The organism is Pantoea sp. SS70, from assembly GCF_029866845.1.
GTDB classification, from domain to species: Bacteria; Pseudomonadota; Gammaproteobacteria; order Enterobacterales; family Enterobacteriaceae; genus Pantoea; species Pantoea leporis.
In genome coordinates, this window is the sequence record NZ_CP117199.1 from 1,406,744 (window position 1) to 1,430,450 (window position 23,707).

The 23,707-nt window shown below is 55.1% G+C and carries 27 protein-coding genes; 16 read left to right on the forward strand and 11 right to left on the reverse strand.

Annotated features, from left to right (window positions below; translation table 11 throughout):
• The first annotated feature begins 99 nt into the window (after positions 1-99).
• Positions 100-735 (forward strand): carbonic anhydrase, encoded by a 636-nt coding sequence (locus tag PO881_RS06445; protein ID WP_101760997.1) that lies wholly within the window; start codon positions 100-102, stop codon positions 733-735.
• Positions 736-962: 227 nt separating this feature from the next.
• Complete coding sequence (locus PO881_RS06450) at positions 963-2,096, forward strand: PQQ-dependent sugar dehydrogenase (RefSeq protein ID WP_280172629.1); 1,134 nt, start codon at positions 963-965, stop codon at positions 2,094-2,096.
• A 1-nt stretch (position 2,097) separates the two neighbouring features.
• Here PO881_RS06450 and PO881_RS06455 read toward each other — a convergent pair whose 3' ends face one another.
• Positions 2,098-2,754, reverse strand: coding sequence for an HAD family hydrolase (locus tag PO881_RS06455; protein WP_110865822.1), 657 nt, complete (start codon positions 2,752-2,754; stop codon positions 2,098-2,100).
• A 275-nt stretch (positions 2,755-3,029) separates the two neighbouring features.
• Between PO881_RS06455 and PO881_RS06460 the strand changes: the two genes are divergently transcribed.
• Positions 3,030-4,235, forward strand: coding sequence for a serine hydrolase (locus tag PO881_RS06460; RefSeq protein WP_101760993.1), 1,206 nt, complete (start codon positions 3,030-3,032; stop codon positions 4,233-4,235).
• 66 nt (positions 4,236-4,301) lie between these two features.
• Here PO881_RS06460 and ybjG read toward each other — a convergent pair whose 3' ends face one another.
• Together ybjG and PO881_RS06470 are read right to left on the reverse strand one after the other, a co-directional pair.
• Positions 4,302-4,907, reverse strand: coding sequence for an undecaprenyl-diphosphate phosphatase (ybjG, locus tag PO881_RS06465; RefSeq protein WP_101760992.1), 606 nt, complete (start codon positions 4,905-4,907; stop codon positions 4,302-4,304).
• Positions 4,908-5,268: 361 nt separating this feature from the next.
• Positions 5,269-6,957 carry an aspartate:alanine antiporter gene (locus PO881_RS06470; protein WP_280172630.1) on the reverse strand — a complete coding sequence of 563 codons (1,689 nt, stop codon included), beginning with the start codon at positions 6,955-6,957 and terminating at the stop codon, positions 5,269-5,271.
• A gap of 254 nt (positions 6,958-7,211) precedes the next feature.
• On the opposite strand from PO881_RS06470, the gene ybjM reads away from it, so the two are divergent.
• Positions 7,212-7,583, forward strand: coding sequence for an inner membrane protein YbjM (gene ybjM, locus PO881_RS06475; RefSeq protein WP_280172631.1), 372 nt, complete (start codon positions 7,212-7,214; stop codon positions 7,581-7,583).
• Between the two features lie 33 nt (positions 7,584-7,616).
• Here ybjM and PO881_RS06480 read toward each other — a convergent pair whose 3' ends face one another.
• Positions 7,617-7,880: a GrxA family glutaredoxin gene (locus PO881_RS06480; protein ID WP_007887673.1), complete on the reverse strand. Its 264-nt coding sequence runs from the start codon at positions 7,878-7,880 to the stop codon at positions 7,617-7,619.
• Positions 7,881-8,061: 181 nt separating this feature from the next.
• Between PO881_RS06480 and PO881_RS06485 the strand changes: the two genes are divergently transcribed.
• The 10 genes from PO881_RS06485 (at position 8,062) to rlmC (ending at position 16,804) form a co-directional block, all read left to right on the forward strand.
• The gene (locus tag PO881_RS06485; RefSeq protein ID WP_101760989.1) at positions 8,062-8,313 is read left to right on the forward strand and encodes a DUF1418 family protein; all 252 of its coding nucleotides are present in this window, start codon (positions 8,062-8,064) and stop codon (positions 8,311-8,313) included.
• 16 nt (positions 8,314-8,329) lie between these two features.
• Positions 8,330-9,052, forward strand: coding sequence for an oxygen-insensitive NADPH nitroreductase (nfsA, locus tag PO881_RS06490; RefSeq protein ID WP_101760988.1), 723 nt, complete (start codon positions 8,330-8,332; stop codon positions 9,050-9,052).
• A 17-nt stretch (positions 9,053-9,069) separates the two neighbouring features.
• On the forward strand, positions 9,070-9,972 hold the full coding sequence (gene rimK, locus PO881_RS06495) for a 30S ribosomal protein S6--L-glutamate ligase (protein ID WP_110865824.1): 903 nt from the start codon (positions 9,070-9,072) through the stop codon (positions 9,970-9,972).
• An 87-nt stretch (positions 9,973-10,059) separates the two neighbouring features.
• The gene (locus PO881_RS06500; RefSeq protein WP_008102469.1) at positions 10,060-10,539 is read left to right on the forward strand and encodes a YbjN domain-containing protein; all 480 of its coding nucleotides are present in this window, start codon (positions 10,060-10,062) and stop codon (positions 10,537-10,539) included.
• A gap of 372 nt (positions 10,540-10,911) precedes the next feature.
• On the forward strand, positions 10,912-12,021 hold the full coding sequence (gene potF / locus PO881_RS06505) for a spermidine/putrescine ABC transporter substrate-binding protein PotF (RefSeq protein ID WP_192413898.1): 1,110 nt from the start codon (positions 10,912-10,914) through the stop codon (positions 12,019-12,021).
• A 114-nt stretch (positions 12,022-12,135) separates the two neighbouring features.
• Complete coding sequence (gene potG, locus PO881_RS06510; RefSeq protein ID WP_158238594.1) at positions 12,136-13,269, forward strand: putrescine ABC transporter ATP-binding subunit PotG; 1,134 nt, start codon at positions 12,136-12,138, stop codon at positions 13,267-13,269.
• A gap of 9 nt (positions 13,270-13,278) precedes the next feature.
• Entirely contained in the window at positions 13,279-14,235 is a 957-nt protein-coding gene (gene potH, locus PO881_RS06515) for a putrescine ABC transporter permease PotH (RefSeq protein ID WP_176970900.1), read from the forward strand.
• Entirely contained in the window at positions 14,232-15,077 is an 846-nt protein-coding gene (potI, locus tag PO881_RS06520) for a putrescine ABC transporter permease PotI (protein WP_101760983.1), read from the forward strand. Before potH ends, potI begins: the two co-directional genes overlap by 4 nt.
• Before the next feature lie 74 nt (positions 15,078-15,151).
• Positions 15,152-15,619 carry a YbjO family protein gene (locus tag PO881_RS06525; RefSeq protein ID WP_101760982.1) on the forward strand — a complete coding sequence of 156 codons (468 nt, stop codon included), beginning with the start codon at positions 15,152-15,154 and terminating at the stop codon, positions 15,617-15,619.
• Between the two features lie 48 nt (positions 15,620-15,667).
• Entirely contained in the window at positions 15,668-16,804 is a 1,137-nt protein-coding gene (rlmC, locus tag PO881_RS06530) for a 23S rRNA (uracil(747)-C(5))-methyltransferase RlmC (RefSeq protein ID WP_280172632.1), read from the forward strand.
• A gap of 63 nt (positions 16,805-16,867) precedes the next feature.
• Here the strand turns inward: rlmC and artJ (PO881_RS06535) are convergent, their stop codons facing one another.
• The 6 genes from artJ (PO881_RS06535) to PO881_RS06560 all read right to left on the reverse strand — a co-directional run bounded on the left by artJ (PO881_RS06535) (position 16,868) and on the right by PO881_RS06560 (position 21,379).
• A complete protein-coding gene (gene artJ, locus PO881_RS06535; protein ID WP_101760980.1) occupies positions 16,868-17,599 on the reverse strand; it encodes an arginine ABC transporter substrate-binding protein in 732 nt (243 codons plus the stop codon).
• 134 nt (positions 17,600-17,733) lie between these two features.
• Entirely contained in the window at positions 17,734-18,402 is a 669-nt protein-coding gene (gene artM / locus PO881_RS06540) for an arginine ABC transporter permease ArtM (protein WP_008102451.1), read from the reverse strand.
• A 2-nt stretch (positions 18,403-18,404) separates the two neighbouring features.
• Positions 18,405-19,118, reverse strand: coding sequence for an arginine ABC transporter permease ArtQ (gene artQ, locus PO881_RS06545; RefSeq protein ID WP_110865829.1), 714 nt, complete (start codon positions 19,116-19,118; stop codon positions 18,405-18,407).
• Between the two features lie 6 nt (positions 19,119-19,124).
• Positions 19,125-19,856, reverse strand: coding sequence for an arginine ABC transporter substrate-binding protein (gene artJ, locus PO881_RS06550; protein ID WP_008102446.1), 732 nt, complete (start codon positions 19,854-19,856; stop codon positions 19,125-19,127).
• Between the two features lie 15 nt (positions 19,857-19,871).
• The gene (gene artP / locus PO881_RS06555) at positions 19,872-20,600 is read right to left on the reverse strand and encodes an arginine ABC transporter ATP-binding protein ArtP (protein WP_192413890.1); all 729 of its coding nucleotides are present in this window, start codon (positions 20,598-20,600) and stop codon (positions 19,872-19,874) included.
• Between the two features lie 239 nt (positions 20,601-20,839).
• Positions 20,840-21,379 carry a lipoprotein gene (locus PO881_RS06560; RefSeq protein WP_101760977.1) on the reverse strand — a complete coding sequence of 180 codons (540 nt, stop codon included), beginning with the start codon at positions 21,377-21,379 and terminating at the stop codon, positions 20,840-20,842.
• 98 nt (positions 21,380-21,477) lie between these two features.
• Here PO881_RS06560 and PO881_RS06565 point away from each other — a divergent pair, with 98 nt between their 5' ends.
• Positions 21,478-21,798: a heavy metal-binding domain-containing protein gene (locus PO881_RS06565; RefSeq protein WP_007887640.1), complete on the forward strand. Its 321-nt coding sequence runs from the start codon at positions 21,478-21,480 to the stop codon at positions 21,796-21,798.
• Complete coding sequence (locus PO881_RS06570; protein WP_280172633.1) at positions 21,798-22,622, forward strand: N-acetylmuramoyl-L-alanine amidase; 825 nt, start codon at positions 21,798-21,800, stop codon at positions 22,620-22,622. The genes PO881_RS06565 and PO881_RS06570 overlap by 1 nt, the downstream gene beginning before the upstream one ends.
• 37 nt (positions 22,623-22,659) lie before the next feature.
• On the opposite strand, the gene ltaE is transcribed toward PO881_RS06570, so the two are convergent.
• Complete coding sequence (ltaE, locus tag PO881_RS06575; RefSeq protein ID WP_192413886.1) at positions 22,660-23,661, reverse strand: low-specificity L-threonine aldolase; 1,002 nt, start codon at positions 23,659-23,661, stop codon at positions 22,660-22,662.
• Positions 23,662-23,707 lie beyond the last annotated feature (46 nt).

The window sequence follows — 23,707 nt, forward strand, 5'->3', positions numbered from 1 at the left end:
TCGGTGAAGGTAAGTTGTTATCTTCACTGAAAATTTCAAATCGCACTGATAGTGAATCCTCACTGCCAGGGCAGAAGTGGATAATGTGAGAGCAGACATATGCAAGAGATCGTCAAAGGTTTTCTGAATTTTCAACAGAATGTGTTCCCTGAAAGGAAGGATCTTTTCAAAAGTTTGGCATCCAACCAAAATCCCAAAGCCCTGTTTATCTCCTGCTCAGACAGCCGTCTGGTGCCAGAGCTGGTGACGCAGTCGGAGCCGGGTCAGCTGTTCGTGATCCGAAACGCCGGTAATATCGTGCCACCGTTTGGTCCAGAGCCGGGCGGCGTGTCCGCAACCATTGAGTACGCGGTTGTCGCTTTGGGCGTGACCGAAATTATTATTTGTGGTCACTCTAACTGCGGTGCCATGAACGCCATTGCTTCCAATGCCGATCTCGAAACCATGCCCGCGGTCGATCACTGGTTGCACTACGCCAACGCGGCGAAAGCGGTGGTGGAAGAGCGTAACTACGATTCCGTTGAGAAGCGTCTCAACGAAATGGTGAAAGAGAACGTGATTGCGCAGCTGAACAATATCAAAACACACCCTTCCGTAGCGGTAGCGCTGCGTAAAGGCAAAATTCGCCTGCATGGATGGGTTTATGATATTGAGAGTGGCGGAATCATTGCCCTGACCAAAGGCGGTGAATCCTTTATTTCGCTGTCGGAAAACCCGGAAACCTGCTTCGAGTAATTCCGCCTAACCACCTGCATTGCAGGTGGTTATCCTCGCAACAGTGCGCCAATCACACTCAACGATCTGCGTCCGGGCATCGACGAGATGGTACGCGATGCGCTGACCTTCCCCGCACAGTAAATTCTCGCCCGGCGGCGTGCCGGGCTTAATGTTTTGTAAATCCTGCACATCCTTTGTCACGCGCTGACTACGCTTTACGGCAGACTGCGATAAAGGAGAATGCCATGCGTTTACTGCCCGCCGCGCTGCTGTTTGGCGCTTTAAGCACGTCCTTACCGTTATTCGCTGCCGATGTGCAGGTTCAGGTGCTTCAGGACAAGCTCGACCATCCGTGGTCCGTGGCTTTTCTACCCGATAATCAAACGCTGTTAATCACTGAACGATCCGGCCAGCTGCGCAGCTGGCAGCCGGGTAAAGGCTTGTCGCCACCGATCGGCGGGGTGCCGAAGGTGTGGGCGAATCGTCAGGGTGGCTTGCTGGATGTGGTGCTGGCACCGGACTTCGCCGAAAGCCGCCGCGTGTGGCTCAGCTACACCACCGCCGATGCCAGCGGTCGGGCGGGTGGCGTGGTGGGTTATGGCCGCCTGAGCGATGACAACCGTCAGCTGAGTGACTTTAAAGTGGTGCTGGAGCAAACGCCGAAGCTGTCGGGCGGCGCCAATATCGGCACGCGACTGGCATTTGATCGCCAGGGCTTTCTCTATATCGCCTTCGGTGACAACTTTGCCAGCAGCAGCGCGCAACAGCTGGATAAGCTCTCCGGTAAAATCGTGCGTCTGACCAAAGACGGTGAAATCCCGCCGGACAATCCGTTTGTTGATCGTCAAGGCGCGCGCGCGGAAATCTGGTCCTACGGCATGCGCAATCCGCAAGGGCTGGCGCTCAATCCGTGGACGCAGCAAATGTGGGAAAGCGAACACGGCCCGCGCGGTGGTGATGAGGTCAACATCCCCGAGAAAGGCAAGAATTACGGCTGGCCGCTGGCGACGCACGGCATTGATTACAGCGGGCAGAAAGTGCCGGAAGCAAAGGGCAGTGAAGTGGAAGGCACTGAGCAACCGCTGCATTTCTGGAAAGTCTCGCCGGCCATCAGCGGCATGGCGTTCTACAACAGCGCGCGTTTCCCGCAGTGGAAAAATTCCCTGTTTATTGGTGCGCTGAAAGAGAAGAGTTTGATTCGCTTGCAGGTCAACGGCGAGAAAGTGGTGGAGGAGCAGAGATTGCTGGAAAATCGTGGCGAGCGTATTCGAGATGTGCGTCAAGGCCCGGATGGTTATCTGTACGTGCTAACCGATGAATCCAACGGCAAGCTGCTGAAAGTGGGGCTGCCAGACACAGCCAGCGCCCCACGCGGTTAAATTAGCGAGCCCAGTTACACACTTCCCATCCGCGCTGTTGTGCTTCCTGCAGCAGCAGCGGATTGGGATTGACCACCCACGCATGATCGGCATGTGCCAGCAGCGGTAAATCATTCATCGAATCGCTGTAAGCCCAGGTGCGTTCAAAGCGTTGATCTTGCTGTAACGCTTTCCAGTCACTGAGGCGTGTCACTTTACCTTCACGATAGGTCATGGTGCCGTAGGTTTGTCCGCTGTAGCGTTCATCCACCACTTCCACGCCAATCGCCAGCGCGCCGTGTACACCAAGGCGTTCGGCGATGGGCACCGCAAGATGATCGCCGCTGGCGGTGATGATCATTACCGTGTCGCCGCGCTGCTGGTGCCACTCAATACGCTCGCGGGCGGCAGGGAACACGCGCGGCATGATGTCGCGATGGATAAAGCGGCGTACCCAGCCTTCAACGGTCATCGTAGCCATGCCGGCGAGTGGCGCCAGCGTGGTGTTCATATACTCTTCAATGGATAACGTACCGGTGTGATATTGCTCCATCAGGATTTTCTCCTGCTGGATGATCTCTTCGGGGGCAAAGCCCTGTGAAACCAACCAGCGCAGCCAGAGGCTGGTGCTGTCTTCACAAATCAGGGTTTCGTCCAAATCGAAAATGGCTAAGTCCATCGCGGCTCTCCTCAGGCTGACTGAGTTCAGGTTAGCGGAAATTTGTGACTGGCTTAACCGTTCTGCGAAAAATCGGAATTACACGCAAATTTTTTCGGAAGTCAGATGGGCAAAAGTGGCGGCGCTGCGCGGTTGGTGCCAGGGTTACTCTAATAAACTCTATAAAACTTTACGATTGAGCGGTTTTTTTCGCTGGCCTGAACCGTTAGCGTGGGGCAAGACATGTCTTGCCTGCAAGAAAACCGAGATTTAACAAGGACAATCTGGTCACGCTCATGAGAAAAAACACCTTCGCTTCTGTCTGGCGGCCGTTGGCTGCGTCTTCACTTCTTTTACTCTTTATCCCCGCAGCCACCCTGGCTGAACAGGCACCTGCGGCACCGCAAATTGACGCCAAAGCCTGGATTTTAATGGACTACAACAGCGGCAAAGTGTTGGCGGAATCCAATGCCGATCAACGCCTCGATCCCGCCAGTTTGACCAAAATGATGACCAGCTATGTGGTCGGCCAGGCGCTGAAATCGGGCAAGATTCACAACGATGACATGGTTACCATCGGCCAGGATGCGTGGGCAACCGGCAATCCCAAGCTGCGCGGCTCATCGCTGATGTTCCTTAAGCCCGGCGATCGCATTCCGGTCTCTGAGCTGAATAAAGGTGTGGTGATTCAATCCGGCAACGATGCCTGTATCGCGCTGGCTGATTATGTCGCGGGCAGCCAGGATTCGTTTATCGGGTTGATGAACAACTACGTCAAAGCCTTTGGCCTGCAAAACACCCACTTTATGACGGTACACGGCCTGGACGCCGAAGGGCAGTACAGCACGGCGCGTGACATGGCGATTATCGGCCAGCGTCTGATTAGCGATGTGCCAGAAGAGTATGCGATCAACAGCGAAAAAGAGTTCACCTTCAATAAGATTAAGCAGATGAACCGCAACCGTCTGCTGTGGAGCACCAATCTCAAGGTGGATGGCATTAAAACCGGTCACACCTCCGGCGCGGGTAACAATCTGGTGGCGTCGGCAACCGAAGGCGATATGCGGCTGATTTCCGTGGTGCTCGGTGCGGCGACCGATGCCACGCGTTTCCGCGAAAGTGAGAAGTTGCTGACGTGGGGCTTCCGCTTCTATGAAACCGTGACGCCGATTAAGGCCGATAAACCGTTTGCGCAGCAGCGCGTTTGGTTTGGCGATCGCAGTCAGGTCAATCTTGGCGTCGCAAAAGACGCCGCGATCACCGTGCCAAAAGGGCAGATGAAAAACCTCAAGGCCAGCTTTACCCTGAATTCACCGCAGCTGGAAGCGCCGCTGGAGAAGAATCAGGTGGTGGGCACTATCGATTTCCAGCTGGATGGCAAAACCATTGAGCAACGTCCGCTGGTGACGATGGAAGCGGTGCCGGAAGGTGGCTTTGTTGGTCGCATTTGGGATTTCATCATGATGAAATTCCACGGCTGGTTCGGGAAGTGGTTTAGTTGAGACAAAAACGGTGCGCTTGATGCGCACCGTTTTTTACAGGCTCGTCATTAATGGCGACCCCATCGCTTACTCACGAATCCACCCTTTCTTAATCGGCATGGCGAACAGCGCGCGATACACCTGATGCGTAAACGCCAGCATGCGTTCGCCATACAGCTGCCACGCCATGTGCGACGCCAGACAACCCAGCAAGCCGACCAGGAATCCGCCCAGCATATCCAGCGGCCAGTGCACGCCAAGGTAGACGCGTGACCAGGCGATGGCGCTGCCTATCACCAGCAACACCACACCTGACCAAAGGCGATGCCAGAAGATAAATGCCAGCGCAAAGGTGAAAATGGTGGTGCCGTGATCGCTCGGATAGGAATCATCAGGTCGGTGTGACAGTAACTGATGGCCAAAACCAATAGCGAACGGACGCGGATGCGGCAGCAGCTGCCCGACGCACCACGAAATGCTCAGCGCATACAGCAGCGCCATGCCGGTTTTCAGCACCAGCTCGCGTTGAGACTGCACCTGATCGCGCGGTCCCCACAGCCACAGCGCCACAATCAGCAGCGGCACGATGGCTATCACATCTTTGGCGATAAAGGTCGCCAGAGTGATCAGCCACTGCGGTGAATCCTCTGTAGCGTTAATCCATAAAAAGAGCGTGTGGTTCAATGCTTCCATCACGATTCCTTGTCCTCGTCTTGTTTACCCGAAAAACAGCAGAGCAAAATTGTCTGCAAAATAAAGCTGATAGCCTAGAAGCGTCCGAACCAGTAATAAATAGTCGCGCTCTTAATCTTATCGCGGGTTGTTGGAGTGTTTAACTTTGATGAAAGTTGCATGAAGATTTAAAAAATCGACATCAGAGTGGCAGGATGGAATTTTTGTCTGAGAAGAACCTTAAGCGGCAGAATGGCAGCCATAAAAAAACCCGCAAGTCAGTGACCGGCGGGCTCCACAATTTGGGGATTTCAAAGAAAAGCAGTGGCACTTATTCAGACTGCGACCCCAGAAGAAAGTTCTGGACAGCGCAAAAATATTTTTATAAAGGCAAAAGCGGCCAGATTATCACGATCAGGGTACCGGCCAGCGTCAGCAAAACATTCGCGATCGCATATGTTCCTGCATAGCCCAAGGCTGGGATGCTGCTGCGCGCGGTATCGCTGATGATCTCCATCGCTGGCGCACAGGTGCGCGCGCCCATGATGGCACCAAACAGCAGCGCGCGGTTCATACGCAGCACGTAAGCGCCGAACAGATAGCAAATCACCACCGGCAGCAAACTCACCAGCAAGCCACTTAGCAGCATCAACGCGCCGGCGCTGCCGAATCCGTGCTGCAAGCCGCTGCCCGCGCTCAGACCAACGCCCGCCATAAACACCATCAGGCCAAACTCTTTCACCATCGTTAGCGCACCCTGCGGGATGTAGCCAAATGTAGGATGGTTAGCGCGCATAAAGCCCAGCATGATGCCTGCGAACAACAATCCAGCGGCGTTACCGATGCCGAAGCTGAAATTGCTGAACTGGAAGGTGATCATCCCGACCATCAAGCCGACGATAAAGAAGGCGCAGAAGGTCAGCAGATCGGTGATTTGGCTGTGAATGGCGATAAAGCCAATGCGATCGGCCAGGCTTTTCACGCGACGCGCTTCGCCGCTTACCTGCAGCACATCGCCTTTGTTCAGCATAATGCTGTCATCGATCGGCATTTCGATTTGGCTGCGAATCACCCGGTTAAGGAAGCAGCCGTGATCGGTCAGTTTGAGATGACTCAGGCGCTTGTTCACCGCATTGTGATTTTTCACCACGATCTCTTCGGTGACGATGCGCATATCCAGCAAATCACGGTCGAACACCTCTTTGCCGTTACGGAAACTGGGATCAAGACGCGCGTGCGCATCGGGATAGCCCACCAGCGAGATATCGTCGCCCAGCTGCAGCATCGCGTCACCGTCCGGGCTGGCGAGAATACCGTTACGGCGCAAACGCTCGATGTAGCAGCCGGTCTGGCGATGAATGCCCAGCTCGCGCAGGTTTTTACCGCCGCTCCACTCCACCAGTTCCGGACCCACGCGATACGCGCGGATCACCGGTAGAAACACTTTGCGCTGGCTATCAGCGTCGAGGCCGCGCTCGCGCGCGATTTGCTGCGCGCAAGTCGGCAGATCCTGATGCTGCAGGCGCGGCAGATAGCGGGCGCCAAAAATCAGGCTGACTAAACCTACCAGATAGGTGAGGGCATATCCGAGGCTGAGGTTGTCCTGCATCAAGGTGAGCTGATGGCTGTCGCTGATGCTTTGCCGCAACGTATCGCCAGCACCCACCAGCACCGGCGTTGAGGTCATTGAACCGGCCAACATGCCCGCGGTTAAACCAATATCCCAGCCGAATACTTTGCCGAGCGTCAGGGCGATTAACAGCGCGCTGACCACCATGACAATCGCCAGAAAGAAGTAGTTTTTACCGTCGCGGAAAAATATCGAGAAAAAGTTAGGCCCGGCTTCCACGCCAACACAAAAAATAAACAACATAAAGCCAAGACTTAATGCGTCAGTATTAATGGCGAAATGCTGTTGACCTAAAATCAACGAAACCACCAGGACTCCAATGGAATTACCGAGTTGGACCGAACCGAGGCGTAATTTACCTAAGCAGAGTCCGAGGGCTAAAACGACAAATAATAACAGAACGTCATTTCCGCTTAACAATTCTGCGACGTTAATGTTCACGGTTTAACTTCTTCTTAACCTGTAACCAGTTGATGAGAGGGACTTTTTTCGCTATCTTGTGCCGAACGTTAAGGTTCTTGCAACAAAAGCGTTCAAGCCGAAATCTAAAGCGGCGTCATTCTAATCATAATTAACACCCTCAGCTATCGGCAGTTTTCATTCCTTTCGCCTCCAGCTGTTTCTTTTTATTTCCAGTCGTGCGCATCAGGGCAGTAAAAGTTTCATAATTGTTAACGTCAAAGTTGAGGATAATTATGTTGCAGCGCAATAATCGCTGGCCAGCATCCATTCTGGGCGTGATGCTTTATACGCTGGTGTTTATTTATGCACATCATTTCTGGGCCGCCGCCAGTGAACAAGCCGTTCGCGGACAGCCAGAATTACTGCTGTTTTTACTGCCGGGATGTTTGATGGCGCTACTGCAGCCGGAAAGTCCGCTTATCAGCACCTTGTGGGTCGCGCTAGGCGGTACGCTGCTGGGTATGATGTGGTTGATGCTGGCGGTGCCAATGACGCAAAGCGGCTTGTTGATTGTGGCCTGGAGTTTGAGTGCGCTGTTTTGGGCAGGCTGTGGTGCGCTGCTGGTGCGCTTGCTGCGGATTATGCTGGCGATGCGAGCCGAATAGCACCTGCAAAAACGGGCCCGCAGGCCCGTTCTCTTAGGCTTCGATACCCAGGTTTTCTTTGGTCCAGGCAGCGAATTCGGTGTAACCACCGATGTGCTGATCGTCGAGGAAAATCTGCGGCACGGTTGTCACCGGCTTGCCGGCACGGGCTTCCAGATCGGCTTTAGTAATGCCGGTGGCCTGAATATCCACGTACTGATAGTTAAAATCGTCGCGCTCGCTGGTCAGCTTAGCCGCCAACTCTTTCGCACGTACGCAGTAAGGGCAGCTAGAACGGCCAAAAATCACTGCAATCATTGCTTCTCTCCTTCCGCTGCTGTTTTGTGACTAGAATCACATCACAGCGTGAATAATGCGTCACATCATGCCCGCCCATCCTGCTTAAAGGAAGAAGAATATACCTGTTACTCTAATACTTACCGCCTATACATTGGGTAAAATGCGGCTAACGCTGAAAGAACAATCAAGGAACCATCGCATGCGTAATCTCGCCACATTACCCAAACCCGTGTTGCTACTCGAAGTGCTCGGCGTGCTTGCCGTGATTGGCGCCTTGTTGCTTACCAATGATTGGGTGAGCGCACCTGATTTCATCGCCAAAAAGCCGCTGGCGACGCTGCTGTTTTTTCTAGGCATCGCGCTGATGCTGCCTGCGGCATGGATGATGATGTGGCGCACGGCGAAGGCGATGGCCCCGCAATTGTTCAATCATTCCAACAAAAAGAAGTAACCACCGGAGAGAATTTATGACGCCGACTATCGATTTACTGTGCAGCCACCGTTCCATTCGCGCTTTTACCGAACAGGGCATTGACGAGGCGCAACGCAGCGCCATCATTGCAGCGGCACAAGCGGCTTCGACCTCCAGCTTTTTACAGTGCTCCTCAATTATTCGTATCACCGATCCCGCTAAGCGCGAGCAGCTGGTCCAGCTGACCGGCGGCCAGCCTTGGGTTAGCGCAGCGGCGGAGTTTTGGGTGTTCTGTGCGGATTTCAATCGTCATCAACAGATCTGCCCGGATGCGCAACTGGGGCGTGCTGAACAGCTGCTGCTCGGCTGCGTTGATACCGCGCTGATGGCGCAAAATGCCATGGTGGCGGCGGAATCGCTGGGCCTTGGCGGCGTATTTATTGGCGGGATTCGCAACAGCATCGCTGAAGTGACCGAGCTGCTTGAACTGCCGAAGTTTGTGCTGCCGCTGTTCGGCTTCTGCATCGGTCATCCGGCTGATACACCCGATGTTAAACCCCGCATGCCGCACGCGATGCTGGTACATGAAAACCGCTATCATGCAGTCGATAAAAACCTGTTGGCGCAATACGATGAGCAAATTACCGCCTATTATCAGCAGCGTGATAGCAACCAGCGCTCCGAAACCTGGAGTCAGCTGATTCAGCGTCTGATTATTAAAGAAACGCGTCCCTTCATACTGGATTACCTGCATCAGCAGGGCTGGGCGACGCGCTAAGCACAAGGAACTCTGCAATGAAAATGGCCATTCTCACTCGCGATGGATCGATCTATTCGTGTAAGCGTCTGCGCGACGCCGCGGAGGAGCGTGGCCATCAAGTGCAGATGATCGATCCGCTCTCCTGCTACATGAACATCAATTCCGATTCGCCCGCAGTGCACTACCGCGGCGAGGCGCTGGGGCATTTTGATGCGGTGATCCCGCGCATCGGCACCGCTACCACTTTTTACGGCACCGCGGTGCTGCGTCAGTTCGAAGTGCGCGGCAGCTATCCACTCAATGAATCGGTGGCCATTACCCGCGCGCGCGACAAACTGCGTTCGCTGCAGCTGCTGGCGCGTGAGGGCATTGATATGCCGATCACCGGTTTTGCTTCTTCGCCGGATGATACTGATGATTTGATCGCGATGGTGGGCGGTGCGCCGCTGGTGGTGAAACTGGTGGAGGGCACACAGGGCATCGGTGTGGTGCTGGCGGAAACGCGGCAGGCAGCGGAGAGCGTGATTGACGCCTTTCGTGGCCTCAATGCCCATATTCTGGTGCAGGAGTTCATCAAGGAAGCGCAAGGACGCGATATTCGCTGCCTGGTGATTGGCAATGAAGTGGTGGCAGCGATTGAGCGCGAGGCGAAAGAGGGCGATTTTCGCTCCAATCTGCATCGCGGCGGCAAAGCGCGTGCGGTGGAGATCACGGAACAGGAGCGCAAAATCGCGGTGAAAGCCGCCTGCACGCTGGGGCTGGAAGTGGCCGGAGTGGATATCCTGCGCGCCCAGCGTGGTCCGCTGGTTATGGAAGTGAACGCCTCGCCGGGACTGGAAGGGATTGAGGGCATTACCGGTTTAGATATCGCCACCATGATGATCACGTGGATTGAGCAGCACGCTTGCCCCGGCTATCGTCCTAAAACCGGCGGCTAACCGGCGCTTTTCAGCGGTTTTCGTGGCATCCAGATCGGTTTTTCCGTAAGCTAAGGCGCTTATTTCTTCACCCCACAGGATATTACGATGGATTCACTGGTCGTTCCGGACATTGACGTGCTGCGTCGCTGGCTGGATCAACAAAATATCACCTGGTTCGAATGCGATGCCTGTCAGGCACTGCACCTGCCGCACATGCAGAATTTTGACGGGGTGTTTGATGCAAAAATTGACCTGGTGGATAACGTTATCCTCTTCTCCGCGCTGGCAGAAGTAAAACCTACGGCGCTGATTCCGCTGGTGGGCGATCTCTCGCAGATCAATGCCAGTTCGCTAACGATTAAAGCCTTTGTTGATATTCAGGACGACAATCTGCCGAAGCTGATTGTCTGCCAGTCGATCAGTACCAGCGCCGGATTAACCTTCGGGCAGTTCTCCCACTTTATGAAGCAGAGTGAAGAGGGCGTTTCCATGGTGATCATGGAAGCCTTTGCTAATCACCTGCTGGTAGTTGAAGAAGAAGAGGAGCGACAGCCGAGCTCCAGCAGCCACGCGATGCTGCACTGAGTTCCCCGCCTCGCTAACTGCCGCTTTTTGCGGCAGTTTTCATTTTTGCCCCACCACTTTTTATTCTGCACTTTGCCCTTTATTGCCAGATATTAGTCGTGCTTTATGCCACTAGTGCCAAACCCCATAGCAGAAACATGCATAACTCATCGCAAAAAGGCGTTTTTTAAGCTGGGATCTGGTGAAGGTGGTTCGGGGGGGCTATTCTTGCGGGTCTGCTTGAGACGTGCAACCTCAGCGCAGGTATAGGTTTTTGCTATTAAACTCCCGCTGAATATTGATTCATTGTGTGCCTGTGATTTAACAGAAAACGCAACGTCCGGATCGCCGTGTATGCAGCGTTGTGATGACCCGCTCAGGAGGAAGTAAAACATGTTCAACCAACGTCAAAAATGGTTGTCAGGTGTGGTTGCTGGTGCATTGATGGCTGCGGCCGGCGGTGTGCAGGCCGAAGGCAGTACGGTACATGTGTATAACTGGTCCGATTATATCGCGGCGGATACCGTGCCGAACTTCGAAAAGCAGACCGGCGATAAAGTGGTGTATGACGTCTTTGATTCCAACGAAGTGTTGGAAGGCAAATTAATGGCGGGCAGTACCGGCTACGACGTGGTGGTGCCGTCGTCCAGCTTCCTCGCGCGTCAGCTGCAATCCGGCGTATTCCAGGAGCTGGATAAGAGCAAGCTGCCAAACTACAAAAACCTTGATCCCGAACTGATGAAGAAACTGGAGCAGCACGATCCGGGTAATAAATTTGCGATTCCTTATCTGTGGGGCACCACCGGCATCGGCTATAACGTCGATAAAGTGAAAGCCGCACTGGGCAAAGATGTGCCGCTGGATAGCTGGGATCTGGTGCTGAAACCGGAAAACCTGGAAAAACTGAAAGGCTGCGGGGTTTCCTTCCTTGATGCGCCGGAAGAGATTTTCGCTACTGTGCTGAACTACCTTGGCAAAGATCCCAACAGCTCTGACGCGAAAGATTACTCTGGCGCAGCCACTGATTTGCTGCTGAAACTGCGTCCGAACATCCGTTACTTCCACTCGTCGCAGTACATCAACGACCTGGCGAACGGCAACATCTGCGTGGCGATTGGCTGGTCAGGCGATATTCTGCAGGCGAAAGATCGTGCGGACAAAGCCAACAACGGCGTGCATGTCGGCTATATCGTGCCGAAGCAGGGCGCACTGGCATTCTTCGACATGTTTGCGATTCCAAAAGATGCGAAAAATGTGGAAGGCGCCTACCAATTCCTTAATTACATGATGGATCCCAAAGTCATCGCTGACGTTTCCAACAACATGAACTACGCCAACGGTAACAAAGCCTCGCTGCCGCTAATCAATGCGGACGTGCGCAACAATCCGGGCATTTTCCCAACACCGGATGCCATGGCCAAACTGTTTGTGCTCAAGGTCCAGGATCCGAAACTGGATCGTGTGCGCACCCGTGCATGGACTAAAGTAAAAAGTGGTAAGTAATTCGTTCTGAACGATTATTGCCTGAAGACGACAGCAGAGGCGCAGTAATGGCCTCTGTTGTGCCATTTTTAGCGGCTGGCTGTGCCGCGCGATTTTAGCGCCGGAGAAATGTTAGTGAACGACGCGATTCCCCGCCCCCCAAATAAAACGGCTAAGGCGATGACGCCGCTGCTGGAAATTCGCAACCTGACTAAATCGTTTGACGGCCAGCACGCCGTGGATGATGTCAGTCTGACCATTTACAAAGGTGAGATTTTTGCGCTGCTGGGCGCATCCGGCTGTGGTAAATCGACCTTGCTGCGCATGCTGGCGGGATTCGAACCGCCCACCAGTGGCCAGATTGTGCTGGATGGCCAGGATCTCTCCCATGTTCCGCCGTATCAGCGCCCGATCAACATGATGTTCCAGTCCTACGCACTGTTCCCGCACATGACGGTGGAGCAGAACATCGCCTTTGGTCTGAAGCAGGACAAACTGCCGAAAGGCGAAATCAGCAGCCGCGTTGAAGAGATGCTGTCGCTGGTGCATATGCAGGAGTTCGCGAAGCGTAAGCCGCATCAGCTCTCTGGCGGTCAGCGTCAGCGTGTGGCGCTGGCGCGTAGCCTGGCGAAGCGGCCAAAACTGCTGCTGCTTGACGAGCCGATGGGCGCGCTGGATAAAAAACTGCGTGACCGCATGCAGCACGAAGTGGTCGATATTCTCGAGCGTGTCGGCGCCACCTGCGTGATGGTGACGCACGATCAGGAAGAAGCGATGACCATGGCGGGCCGCATCGCCATCATGAACCGCGGTAAATTTGTGCAGATTGGTGAGCCGGAAGAGATCTACGAGCATCCCACCAGCCGCTACAGCGCCGAGTTCATCGGTTCGGTAAACGTGTTCGAAGGCTTACTGCGCGAACGCGGTGAAGACGCGCTGATCATTGATGCGCCGGGCCTGGTGCATCCGCTGAAAGTGCAGACCGATGTTTCTGTGGTCGATAACGTGCCGGTCCATGTGGCGCTGCGTCCGGAAAAAGTGATGCTGTGCGAAGAAGTGCCTGCCGATGGCTGTAACTTTGCCGTGGGTGAAGTGGTGCACATCGCCTATCTCGGCGACCTGTCGATTTATCACGTGCGTCTGCGCAGCGGCCAGATGATCAGCGCACAGTTGCAAAACGCCCATCGCTACCGCAAAGGCGCGCCAACGTGGGGCGATGAAGTGCGTCTCTGCTGGGACGCCGACAGCTGTGTGGTTCTGACGGTTTAAGGGGGCGATATGAGCCAGATTTCTCAACGCAGCGAGCCCGAAGTGGTGGGCACGCCGCTGCAGCGCTGGGCGACGCGCATCAAGATGCAGCACGGCCGCAAGCTGGTGATTGCCTTACCGTATCTGTGGCTGATCCTGCTGTTCCTGCTGCCGTTCCTGATCGTGCTGAAGATCAGCTTTGCCGATATTGCGCGCGCCATTCCGCCGTACACAGATTTGGTCACCTGGGCCGATGGTCAGCTCAATCTGGTACTGAATCTCGGTAATTACTTCACGCTGACTGACGATCCGCTGTATGCCGATGCGTACCTGACGTCGCTGAAAGTGGCGGGCATCTCTACCATTATCTGCCTGATGATCGGATATCCGCTGGCGTGGGCGGTGGCGCACAGCAAACCGTCAATGCGCACTATTTTGCTGCTGCTGGTGATCCTGCCATCGTGGACCTCGTTCCTGGTGCGCGTTTACGCATGGATGGGCCTGCTCAACAACAACGGCATTCTCAACCGCTTCCTGATGTGGCTCGGCGTGATCGATCATCCGCTGGTGATCCTCTACACCAACACGGCGGTGTATATCGGGATCGTTTACTGCTATCTGCCGTTTATGGTGCTGCCAATTTATACCGCGCTGACGCGTATAGATTATTCGCTGGTGGAAGCCTCGCTGGATCTCGGTGCACGTCCGCTGAAGACCTTTTTCAGCGTGATTGTGCCGCTGACCAAAGGCGGGATTATTGCCGGCTCAATGCTGGTGTTTATTCCGGCGGTCGGCGAGTACGTGATCCCGGAACTGCTCGGCGGTCCGGACAGCATCATGATTGGGCGTATTTTGTGGCAGGAGTTCTTTAACAACCGTGACTGGCCGGTAGCGTCCGCGCTGGCGGTGATCATCCTCTTGATTCTGATATTGCCGATTATCTGGTTCCACAAACATCAGAACCGTGAAGTGGGAGAGAAAGAATGAGCCAGTTACCAACTATTCGCTCTCCGTGGCGCACTGTGATTCTGCTGCTGTGCTTTATGTTCCTCTACGCGCCGATGCTGCTGCTGGTGGTTTATTCCTTCAACAGTTCGCCGCTGGTCACGGTATGGGAGAGCTTCTCGTTCCACTGGTACAACGTATTGTTCCAGGATCAGGCGATGCTGGATGCGGTGGGACTCAGCCTGACCATCGCCGCGCTCTCAGCCACCATGGCGGTGGTGCTCGGCACCATGGCGGCGGTGGTGATTGTGCGCTTTGGCCGCTTCCGTGGACACAACGGCTTCGCCTTTATGCTGACGGCGCCGCTGGTGATGCCTGATGTGATCACCGGTTTGTCCTTGCTGCTGCTGTTTGTGGCGATGGGCAATACTCTTGGCTGGCCGAGCGATCGCGGCATGCTGACCATCTGGCTGGCGCACGTGACCTTCTGTACTGCTTACGTGGCGGTGGTGATCAATTCGCGTCTGCGTGAACTGGATCGCTCAATTGAAGAGGCGGCGATGGATCTCGGCGCAACGCCGGTGAAAGTGTTCTTTGTGATCACCGTACCGATGATCGCGCCGGCGATCGTTACCGGCTGGCTGCTGGCGTTTACCTTGTCGCTGGACGATTTAGTGATTGCCAGCTTCGTGACCGGCCCAGGCGCGACCACCTTGCCGATGGCGATTTTCGCCACCGTGCGTCGTGGCGTCAATCCGGAGATCAACGCTTTAGCCTCGCTGATTCTGTTTGTCGTCGGTTTAGTTGGTTTTATCGCCTGGCGCTTTATGGCGCACGAAGAAAAGCAGCGTTTACGCGATATTCAGAAAGCAAAACGTGGCTGAAAGCCGTAACATTTGTCACTATAAGAACGGGCTGATTTTATCGGCCCGTTTTATTATGGTTACGGAGCGACACCATGTCGGAAACCCTGAAACACGGTTCAATGATTAACGCTACACCGGTGCCCGTGATGGTGGCGGGCAGCGCTATCATCATTACGCGTTGCCTCAGCGTGTTGATGCTGGCCAACGAACTGGGTTACGACGAACTCGCCAACTTCGTGCATCGCAGCGCGCAAGCCTGGGATTCCACCCTGATCTTTATCGCTAGCCAGCTGATCTTCCTGTTTGAACTGCGCTGCGCCTTTATTTTGATGCGCGGTAACAATCGTGGGCGCTGGGGCTATGTCGCGACGCAAATCATTGTGCTGATCTACATGTTGATGGCATCAGTGGGCTGGATCTACCCGGAAATTTTTAGCATTCCTGGTGAAAGTAATGCGCAGATCATTCATCACACGCTGCTGCAAAAGCTCCCGGATGTGTTGGTATTAGGGCTGCTGTTTGTGCCCGCCAGCAGTCGCGCTTTTTTCCGGCGCCGGTGATACAATCGCCCCCGATTTTTTCTCCCGATTTTGAATACAGGCATTTGCATGCATTGCGCGCTTTATGATGCCGGTCGCTGTCGTTCGTGTCAGTGGCTGGAAAAACCCTATCCGCAACAGCTCAACGATAAGCAGTCGCTACTTGAACAACTGCTGGCTGAAAAGCCGGTGGGCGAATGGCTGCCGCCGGTGCAATCCGCGCAGCAAGGGTTTCGCAATAAGGCCAAAATGGTAGTCAGCGGGAGCGTAGAGCGGCCGATTTTAGGCATGGTGGCGCGCGACGGTGAACCGGTCGATCTCTGCGCTTGCCCGCTCTATCCCGACAGCTTCAGTGCGGTGTTCGCGCAGCTCAAACCTTTTATCGCCCGCGCCGGTTTAACGCCCTACAACGTGGCGCGTAAACGCGGTGAGCTGAAATTTCTGCTGCTGACGGAGAGTACGCAGGGCGGCATGATGCTGCGTTTTGTGCTGCGTTCCACCAGCAAGCTGCAGCAGCTGCGCGACGCCTTGCCGTGGCTGCAACAGCAGCTGCCGCAGCTGAAGGTGATTTCCGCCAATATTCAGCCGGTGCATATGGCGATTCTTGAAGGTGATGAAGAGATTGCGCTGACGCCGGATCAGGCGCTAGCGGAGCGCTTTAATCAGGTTCCGCTCTATATTCGCCCGCAAAGCTTCTTCCAGACCAACCCACTGGTTGCAGCCGATCTCTATGCCACCGCGCGCGATTGGGTCGCGCAGTTACCGGTGAGCAGCATGTGGGATCTGTTTTGTGGCGTCGGGGGATTTGGCCTGCACTGCGCAACGCCCGAAATGCAGCTGACCGGCATCGAAATCAATGCTGAAGCCATCACCTGTGCGCAGCAGTCGGCGCAGCAGCTGGGATTAGAAAAAGTGAGTTTTGCCGCGCTGGATTCCACGCAGTTCGCCACTTCACGGGAAGCGGTGCCGCAGCTGGTGTTGGTGAATCCGCCACGTCGCGGTATTGGCGCAGAGTTGTGTGCTTATCTCAGTGAGATGGCGCCGGATTACCTTCTCTATTCCAGCTGCAATCCCAGCAGCATGGCGCAGGATATCGCGCGTCTGGCTGATTATGACGTGAGCCGCGTGCAGCTGTTCGACATGTTCCCGCATACCGCGCATTTTGAAGCGTTGTGTTTGCTAAGGAAGAAGGGTGGGACGGCGTAACGTTCACCTGCACGGAGGACGTGCAGAACCTGGCAGGCAGCACGCTCCGCCATCCCATAATGCTTATTCCGGGAACCACTTCTGATTGATCTGCTGCCAGGTGCCGTTGGCTTTCAATGCCACTAACGCGCTGTTCAGCTCGTTCAGCAGCGGCGCATTGCCTTTGCGTACCGCGATACCTAAACCGGTGCCAAAGAAGTCGGTATCGGTGATGTGCTCGCCTACCGCGCTAAGATCGTCATTGGCCTTGAGCCACTGATTCACCACCGCCGTATCACCAAACACGCCGTTCAGGCGACCGTTTTTCAGGTCGAGAATCGCGTTCTGATAGCTGTCATACGCCACCGCAATCACCTCCGGATGTTTCTCCAGCAGGTATTTCTGATGTGTGGTGCCGTTCTCAACGCCAACACGTTTGCCTTTCAGCTGGCTGAAGTCGGTGAACTGGCCTTTATGCGCAATCACAATCGCCGAGTTAGCGTAGTAAGGTTGGGTGAAATCGACCTGCTTGCTGCGATCGGCGGTGATATCCATGCCGGAAATCACTGCGTCATAGCGACGGAATTTCAGCGACGGAATCAGGCTATCGAAGGCGTTGTTGGTGAAGGTGCAATCCGCTTTCATCTGCTGACACAGTGCTTTTGCCAGATCGATATCGAAGCCCACGATTTGGTTGTCGTGATCAAGGGATTCGAACGGGGGATAAGTGGCGGAAGAGGCGAAGCGGATTTTTTCCGCCGCATAAGCATTCATTGCCAGAGTTGCCAGCGCAGCAGCAACGATCCATTTTTTCATTATGTAACTCCTGTAAACCATGCCAGAGACGGAACGGGTTACACGATGCCAGTTAATGAATTTATATGCAATATTTTTGCTTATTAATTTAAACGAACAGCGGGCGCTTTTTTAGTGCGCCCGCAGGGAATAAATCAGTTACGACGCTCAAATGCCAGCGCACGCTTCTCGACCAGACGCATCATCAGCGTCAGCAAGCCGTTAACCACCAGATAGATCAGGCCAGCGGCAGCGTATACCGAGATATCGTAAGTGCGGCCATACAGCAGTTGTCCGTGGCCCATTACTTCCATCAACGTAATGGTGTAGGCCAGCGAGGTACTTTTAAATACCAGCACCACTTCGTTGGAGTAGGACGACAAGGCGCGCTTGAAGGCGTACGGCAGCAGAATGCGCAGCGTATCTTTGCGGTTCATGCCGAGCGCCGCGCAGGATTGCCATTGACCGGACGGAATGGCGCGCACCGCACCGTAAAACAGCTGCGTGGTATAAGCCGCACTATTGAGCGACAGCGCCAGCAGCGCACACAGCCACGGCTGCGACAGCAGATGCCACAACCAGGGAATGTTCTGGATGCTGGGGAACTGGCCGGGACCGTAATAGATCAGGAAGATCTGCACCAGCAGCGGCGTGCCGGTAAACAGCGTGATATAGCCTTTCACCAGCCAATTGAGCACCGGTACTTTGAGCGCCAGCACGATGGTGCAAAGTACAGAGAGCACCAATGCCGCAATCAGCGATGCCACGGTCAGCGTCAGGCTGGTGTGTAGCCCTTTCAGCAGCTCGGGTAAGTAATCCAGCATGCTTAAGCCCCTCGCTCGAAACGCGTGGTGCGCAATTCAATGCGGCGCAGCACGAACTGACTGAACAGCGTGATAATCAGATAGATCGCCGCCGCCACCAGATACCAGGTAAACGGCTCTTGCGTGCGCGTAGCGATACTTTTGGTTTGCAGCATCAGGTCATTCACGCTGATCAACGATACCAGCGCAGTATCCTTCAGCAGCACCAGCCATTGGTTACCCAAACCGGGCAGCGCGTGACGCCACATCTGCGGCATGATCAGGCGCAGGAAAATCGCCGACTTCTTCATCCCTAGCGCCTGGCCCGATTCCCATTGACCGACCGGCACTGCTTTCAGCGCGCCGCGCAGGGTTTGTGATGCATAGGCGGAATAGAGCATCGCCAGCGCAATCACACCACACAGGAAGGGACTGACGTCGAAGTTTTCAATTTGCACCTGCACCGGAATAGCGAACAGGCCGAGATTGATGTGGAAGCCATCGGAGAGCGTCAGCAGCAGCTGTGAGGCGCCGAAATAGATAAACAGCACCACCAGAATTTCCGGCAGGCCGCGAATCAGCGTAACCAGCGCGGTACCGAGCCACGCCAGCGGTTTCCAGCGTAGCGATTCCCAGCCAGCAAAAATCATCGCCAGCACAAGGCCGGCGATCAGTGCACAAACGGCAAGGCCGACGGTCATACCGGCGGCGCTTGCGAGTGGAATCATTTCATTCATCAGAAATTACTGCTGGAACCATTTGCTGTAGATGGTTTTGTAGGTGCCGTCAGCTTTGATCTTCTCCAGCGCCGCATTGAACTTGCCCTGCAGCTCGCTGTTGCCCTGACGCACAGCAATACCTAAACCGGTACCGAAGTAATCTTTGTCCGTCACTTTCTCACCCAGCGGCGCGAGGTTGGCGTTCTGCTTCAGCCACTCGTTGACCACGGCGGTGTCACCGAATACCGCATCGATACGACCGTTTTTCAGATCCAGCACAGCGTTCTGGTAGCTGTCGTAAGGCACAACGGTGATGTCGCTGTGTTTGTCAGAGAGGTATTTCTGGTGCGTGGTGCCGTTCTGCACGCCTACACGTTTGCCTTTCAGCGCGGCCACGTCAGCCATTTTGCCTTTCTGCGCGATGAAGATGGCAGAGTTGTCGTAGTACGGCTTGGAGAACAGCACTTGCTTCTCACGATCTGGCGTGATGTCCATGCCTGCCATCACCGCGTCAAAACGACGGAACTTCAGGCTGGGGATCAGGCTATCGAACGCCTGATTAGTGAAGGTGCAGGTCGCATCCATCTCTTTACACAGCGCGTTAGCCAGATCGACATCAAAGCCCTGAATTTTGTTATCAGAGTCGACGAATTCAAACGGAGGATAAGAAGCCTCGGTAGCAAAACGCAATGTCTGTGCCGCTGAAGCGCTCAGGCTCAGGCCAGCAAGGAGGGCAGCAATTACAACTTTTTTCATTAGAAGCATCCTGACTTAATGCGAAAGATAATTAGCAAACGCGTCGGTTTGCGGCTGTGTAAAGTGACTGGCATCGCCTTGCTCAACAATGTGACCGTTTTCCATATACACCACGCGGCTGGCGGTTTTACGCGCCACTTCCACTTCGTGCGTCACGATCACTTGTGTGATGTTGGTTTGTGCCAGCTCACGAATAATGCTGACGATCTGGGCGGTGATTTCGGGATCGAGCGCGGCAGTCGGTTCATCAAACAGCAGCACCTGCGGCTCCATCATCAGCGCACGGGCAATCGCGACGCGCTGCTGCTGGCCGCCGGAAAGATGCAGCGGGAAGCGATCGGCGTAAGGCGTCAGGCGCAGACGGTCCAGCAGCTTTTCAGCACGCACGCGCGCGGCGTCCTTGCTGAGGCCGAGCACGCGGCACGGCGCTTCAATCAGGTTTTGCAGCACGCTAAGGTGCGGCCACAGATTGTATTGCTGGAATACCATGCCCACGTTCTGCCGCAGCTCGCGAATCGCGCTGTCGGAAGGGGCTTTGGTGAAATCAAACTGGTTGCCGGCAATCTGCAGGCTGCCGGAGCGCGGTTGCTCCAGCAAGTTGAGGACGCGCAGGAGCGAACTTTTACCCGCGCCACTCGGGCCGAGCAACACCAGCGTTTCACCCTGCGGACAAGCCAGGTTGATATCGAACAGGGCCTGATGGGTACCGTAAAAACAGTTTATGGCGTTTAGTTGAATACTCATGCGCAAAAAATGAATAGTAATTAGTGTCGCGGATTTTAACGTCACCAGAATAGTTATGCAATTGTGGTGGGTTAATATTTATTAAAGAGCAGTGAAACCTCCAAAGCGTAGCACAAAATCGCGCAACTCAAGGTGGATAAGGGCTGGCGAGCCCTATTTAGTTCACAAAATATCAACAAAAAGCGCCGCAAGGATGCGGCGCGCTAATCAATGGTATTAACGGCGGAAAAAGTGAACGGTTACTTTTTCGCTTCCAGCAGCTGCGTCAGCGAACCGCCGCCAGCGTGGGGCACCTGGCCGACATAACGCACATCATCAACTACCCAGCAGGTGCCTTCGTGGATCATCAGCACTTCATCTTGCCAGGTTTTGCTGTCGCGGCTCAGCTCAACCCGCAGCGGAATATTGCGCGCGTCGCGGTTAGGAATGGTGGATGCGCTGGCCACATCCGCTGAAGTTGGGCCTTGCGCCAGGCTGGAAAAGAGATCGCCGCGGGTCCACGCCGCTGGTTTCGGATTCTGGCTGCTGGCACTCAGCAGCTTTTGATACAGGCGATCGCTCAGGTAAGGGCGATATTTCGCCAGTGTGTTGCTGTCTGGCAAACCTTGCGTCGGCTGGCTGACGCGTAAATCGTAGAACTGTTGCGCCACGCTGTCCGGACCCCCGTCAACGCAGGCAGCGGTGCGCGGGCCATTATCCTTAATCACTGGCTCAACGGTGGTACAAGCACTTAGCAGCAACGCTGCGGGAATAAGCAGCGCAAAGGCATTGTTTCTCATCTCGATTTCCTTATTGTTCACTGGCAAAGCGCCATTTTTAGCATAGAGTATAGCCTTGCTTTTAAGCGCTACGAGCTGATTCAGAAAAGGAGAACACCATGAAATTTTCTACAACGCCCACGCTGGAAGGACACAGCATCAGTGAATATTGCGGCGTGGTCGCCGGTGAAGCGATTCTCGGCGCCAATATTTTCCGCGATTTCTTCGCCGGTATCCGCGATATCGTCGGTGGCCGCTCTGGCGCCTACGAAAAAGAGTTACGCAAAGCGCGCCAGATCGCCTTTAAAGAGCTGGAAGAGCAGGCGAAAGCGCTCGGCGCCAACGCGGTGGTGGGCATCGATATCGACTACGAAACTGTCGGCAAAGAGGGCAGCATGTTGATGGTGAGCGTCACCGGCACCGCCGTGATTATTCGCTAATGCGCGTGGTTGTCCTGCTGGCGATGGCGCTGTTACTCAGCGCTTGTCAGTCATCGATTGAAGCGCGCCACGGTTACTGGGTGGATACCGCGCATCCGGCGCAGGGCGCGCGGCCGCGTATTAAGGTGGTGGTGATTCATTACACCGCTGAGGATTTCTCCAATTCGCTGGCGACGCTGACCGATCGGGAAGTTAGCGCGCACTACCTGATTCCGCAGAATCCGCCGCATAAAAACGGCAAGGGCGTGGTGTGGCAATTGGTGCCGGAAAGCCAACTCGCGTGGCACGCAGGCCCGAGTTTCTGGCGCGGCGCAACGCGTATTAATGACACTTCGATTGGTATTGAAATCGTCAACAGTGGTTATCGTCGAACCTTAACGGGTTTGCAGTGGCAGCCCTTTACGCCGCAGCAGATCAGCGCGCTGATGGCGCTGGTCAAAGATATCACTCAGCGCTACGGCATCGCGCCGGAAAATGTGGTCGGGCACAGCGATATCGCGCCGCAGCGTAAGCAGGATCCCGGTCCGCTGTTTCCCTGGCAGCAGCTGGCAGAGCACGGTTTAGGCGCTTGGCCCGAGCAGGCAACGGTGCAGCGCTATCTTAACGGACGCGCGGCGGATGAAGGCGTGGATCAGGCAGAACTGCTGGATGCGCTGCAGCGCTATGGCTACGACGTGGCGGCGGCGACCACGCCGCAGATGCAGCGCAAGCTGATTGCGGCGTTTCAAATGCATTTCCGCCCGCGTGATTATCGCGGCATCGCCGATGCAGAAACCCTGGCGATCGCCCGCGCGTTATTAGCGAAGTACGGCGCGGCGCAGTGATACGCGGCATTGGTTGCCATAAATGGCGACCGTTTGTTTACTGCTGCAGGAATGCCTGCCAGTGCGCCACCAACCGTTGCAGATCCTGACGGCTGACATCCAGATGCGTGACAATACGCGTTACGGGCCCAACGCTGATTAGCACATCGCCCGACTGCATCCAGCTTTTCAGCGCGTCAACTTTCTCTGATGGCACCTTCACAAACAGCATGTTGGTGTGCTGATTGAGCACTTCAACACCGATGGCGCTGAGCTGCTCGCCTAACCATGCCGCATTATCATGATCCTCTTTGAGACGCGCGACATTGTGCTTCAACGCATACAGCCCCGCCGCGGCCAGAATGCCCGACTGGCGCATGCCGCCGCCGGTCATTTTGCGCCAGCGACGCGCTTGCTCAATGTAGGCTTCATCGCCACACAGCAGCGAACCAATCGGCGTGCCGAGGCCTTTTGACAGGCAGATGGTTAAGGTGTCGCAGTAACGCGCAATCGCTTCCAGCTCCACATTCTGTGCCACCACGGCGTTAAAAATACGTGCGCCATCAATGTGCAGCGCCAGCTTGTGCTCGCGGGTGAAGATCCACGCTTGCTCCAGATAGCTCAGCGGCAGCACTTTACCGTGATGGGTGTTTTCCAGGCTCAACAGACGGGTGCGGGCGAAGTGGAAATCGTCGGGTTTGATGGCGGCGGCCACTTCCGCCAGCGGCAGGGAACCATCTTCCGCATGCAGAATTGGCTGTGGCTGAATGCTGCCGAGCACCGCTGCGCCGCCGGCTTCATATTTGTAGTTGTGCGCCTGCTGACCGACGATATATTCATCGCCGCGCTGGCAGTGACACAGCAGCGCTACCAGATTAGCTTGCGTGCCGGTGGGGAAGAACAGGGCGGCGGCTTTGCCGCTCAAGCGTGCGGCTTCGACTTCCAGTGCGTGTACGGTGGGGTCATCGCGGTAGACATCATCGCCGGTTTCGGCTGCCATCATGGCATCGAGCATGGCAGCACTTGGGCGGGTTACGGTATCACTGCGTAGATCGATCACGTCGCTCTCCTGAAATAAAAAAGCGGGCGAAGTGCCCGCGTTATCA

Bases quoted from the DNA above. Each gene is read 5' to 3' on its own strand.
- PO881_RS06445 (WP_101760997.1), top strand. From the start codon at position 100: ATGCAAGAGATCGTCAAAGGTTTTCTGAATTTTCAACAGAATGTGTTC.
- PO881_RS06450 (WP_280172629.1), top strand. From the start codon at position 963: ATGCGTTTACTGCCCGCCGCGCTGCTGTTTGGCGCTTTAAGCACGTCC.
- PO881_RS06455 (WP_110865822.1), bottom strand. From the start codon at position 2,754: ATGGACTTAGCCATTTTCGATTTGGACGAAACCCTGATTTGTGAAGAC.
- PO881_RS06460 (WP_101760993.1), top strand. From the start codon at position 3,030: ATGAGAAAAAACACCTTCGCTTCTGTCTGGCGGCCGTTGGCTGCGTCT.
- ybjG (WP_101760992.1), bottom strand. From the start codon at position 4,907: ATGGAAGCATTGAACCACACGCTCTTTTTATGGATTAACGCTACAGAG.
- ybjM (WP_280172631.1), top strand. From the start codon at position 7,212: ATGTTGCAGCGCAATAATCGCTGGCCAGCATCCATTCTGGGCGTGATG.
- PO881_RS06480 (WP_007887673.1), bottom strand. From the start codon at position 7,880: ATGATTGCAGTGATTTTTGGCCGTTCTAGCTGCCCTTACTGCGTACGT.
- PO881_RS06485 (WP_101760989.1), top strand. From the start codon at position 8,062: ATGCGTAATCTCGCCACATTACCCAAACCCGTGTTGCTACTCGAAGTG.
- nfsA (WP_101760988.1), top strand. From the start codon at position 8,330: ATGACGCCGACTATCGATTTACTGTGCAGCCACCGTTCCATTCGCGCT.
- rimK (WP_110865824.1), top strand. From the start codon at position 9,070: ATGAAAATGGCCATTCTCACTCGCGATGGATCGATCTATTCGTGTAAG.
- PO881_RS06500 (WP_008102469.1), top strand. From the start codon at position 10,060: ATGGATTCACTGGTCGTTCCGGACATTGACGTGCTGCGTCGCTGGCTG.
- potF (WP_192413898.1), top strand. From the start codon at position 10,912: ATGTTCAACCAACGTCAAAAATGGTTGTCAGGTGTGGTTGCTGGTGCA.
- potH (WP_176970900.1), top strand. From the start codon at position 13,279: ATGAGCCAGATTTCTCAACGCAGCGAGCCCGAAGTGGTGGGCACGCCG.
- potI (WP_101760983.1), top strand. From the start codon at position 14,232: ATGAGCCAGTTACCAACTATTCGCTCTCCGTGGCGCACTGTGATTCTG.
- PO881_RS06525 (WP_101760982.1), top strand. From the start codon at position 15,152: ATGTCGGAAACCCTGAAACACGGTTCAATGATTAACGCTACACCGGTG.
- rlmC (WP_280172632.1), top strand. From the start codon at position 15,668: ATGCATTGCGCGCTTTATGATGCCGGTCGCTGTCGTTCGTGTCAGTGG.
- artJ (WP_101760980.1), bottom strand. From the start codon at position 17,599: ATGAAAAAATGGATCGTTGCTGCTGCGCTGGCAACTCTGGCAATGAAT.
- artM (WP_008102451.1), bottom strand. From the start codon at position 18,402: ATGCTGGATTACTTACCCGAGCTGCTGAAAGGGCTACACACCAGCCTG.
- artQ (WP_110865829.1), bottom strand. From the start codon at position 19,118: ATGAATGAAATGATTCCACTCGCAAGCGCCGCCGGTATGACCGTCGGC.
- artJ (WP_008102446.1), bottom strand. From the start codon at position 19,856: ATGAAAAAAGTTGTAATTGCTGCCCTCCTTGCTGGCCTGAGCCTGAGC.
- artP (WP_192413890.1), bottom strand. From the start codon at position 20,600: ATGAGTATTCAACTAAACGCCATAAACTGTTTTTACGGTACCCATCAG.
- PO881_RS06560 (WP_101760977.1), bottom strand. From the start codon at position 21,379: ATGAGAAACAATGCCTTTGCGCTGCTTATTCCCGCAGCGTTGCTGCTA.
- PO881_RS06565 (WP_007887640.1), top strand. From the start codon at position 21,478: ATGAAATTTTCTACAACGCCCACGCTGGAAGGACACAGCATCAGTGAA.
- PO881_RS06570 (WP_280172633.1), top strand. From the start codon at position 21,798: ATGCGCGTGGTTGTCCTGCTGGCGATGGCGCTGTTACTCAGCGCTTGT.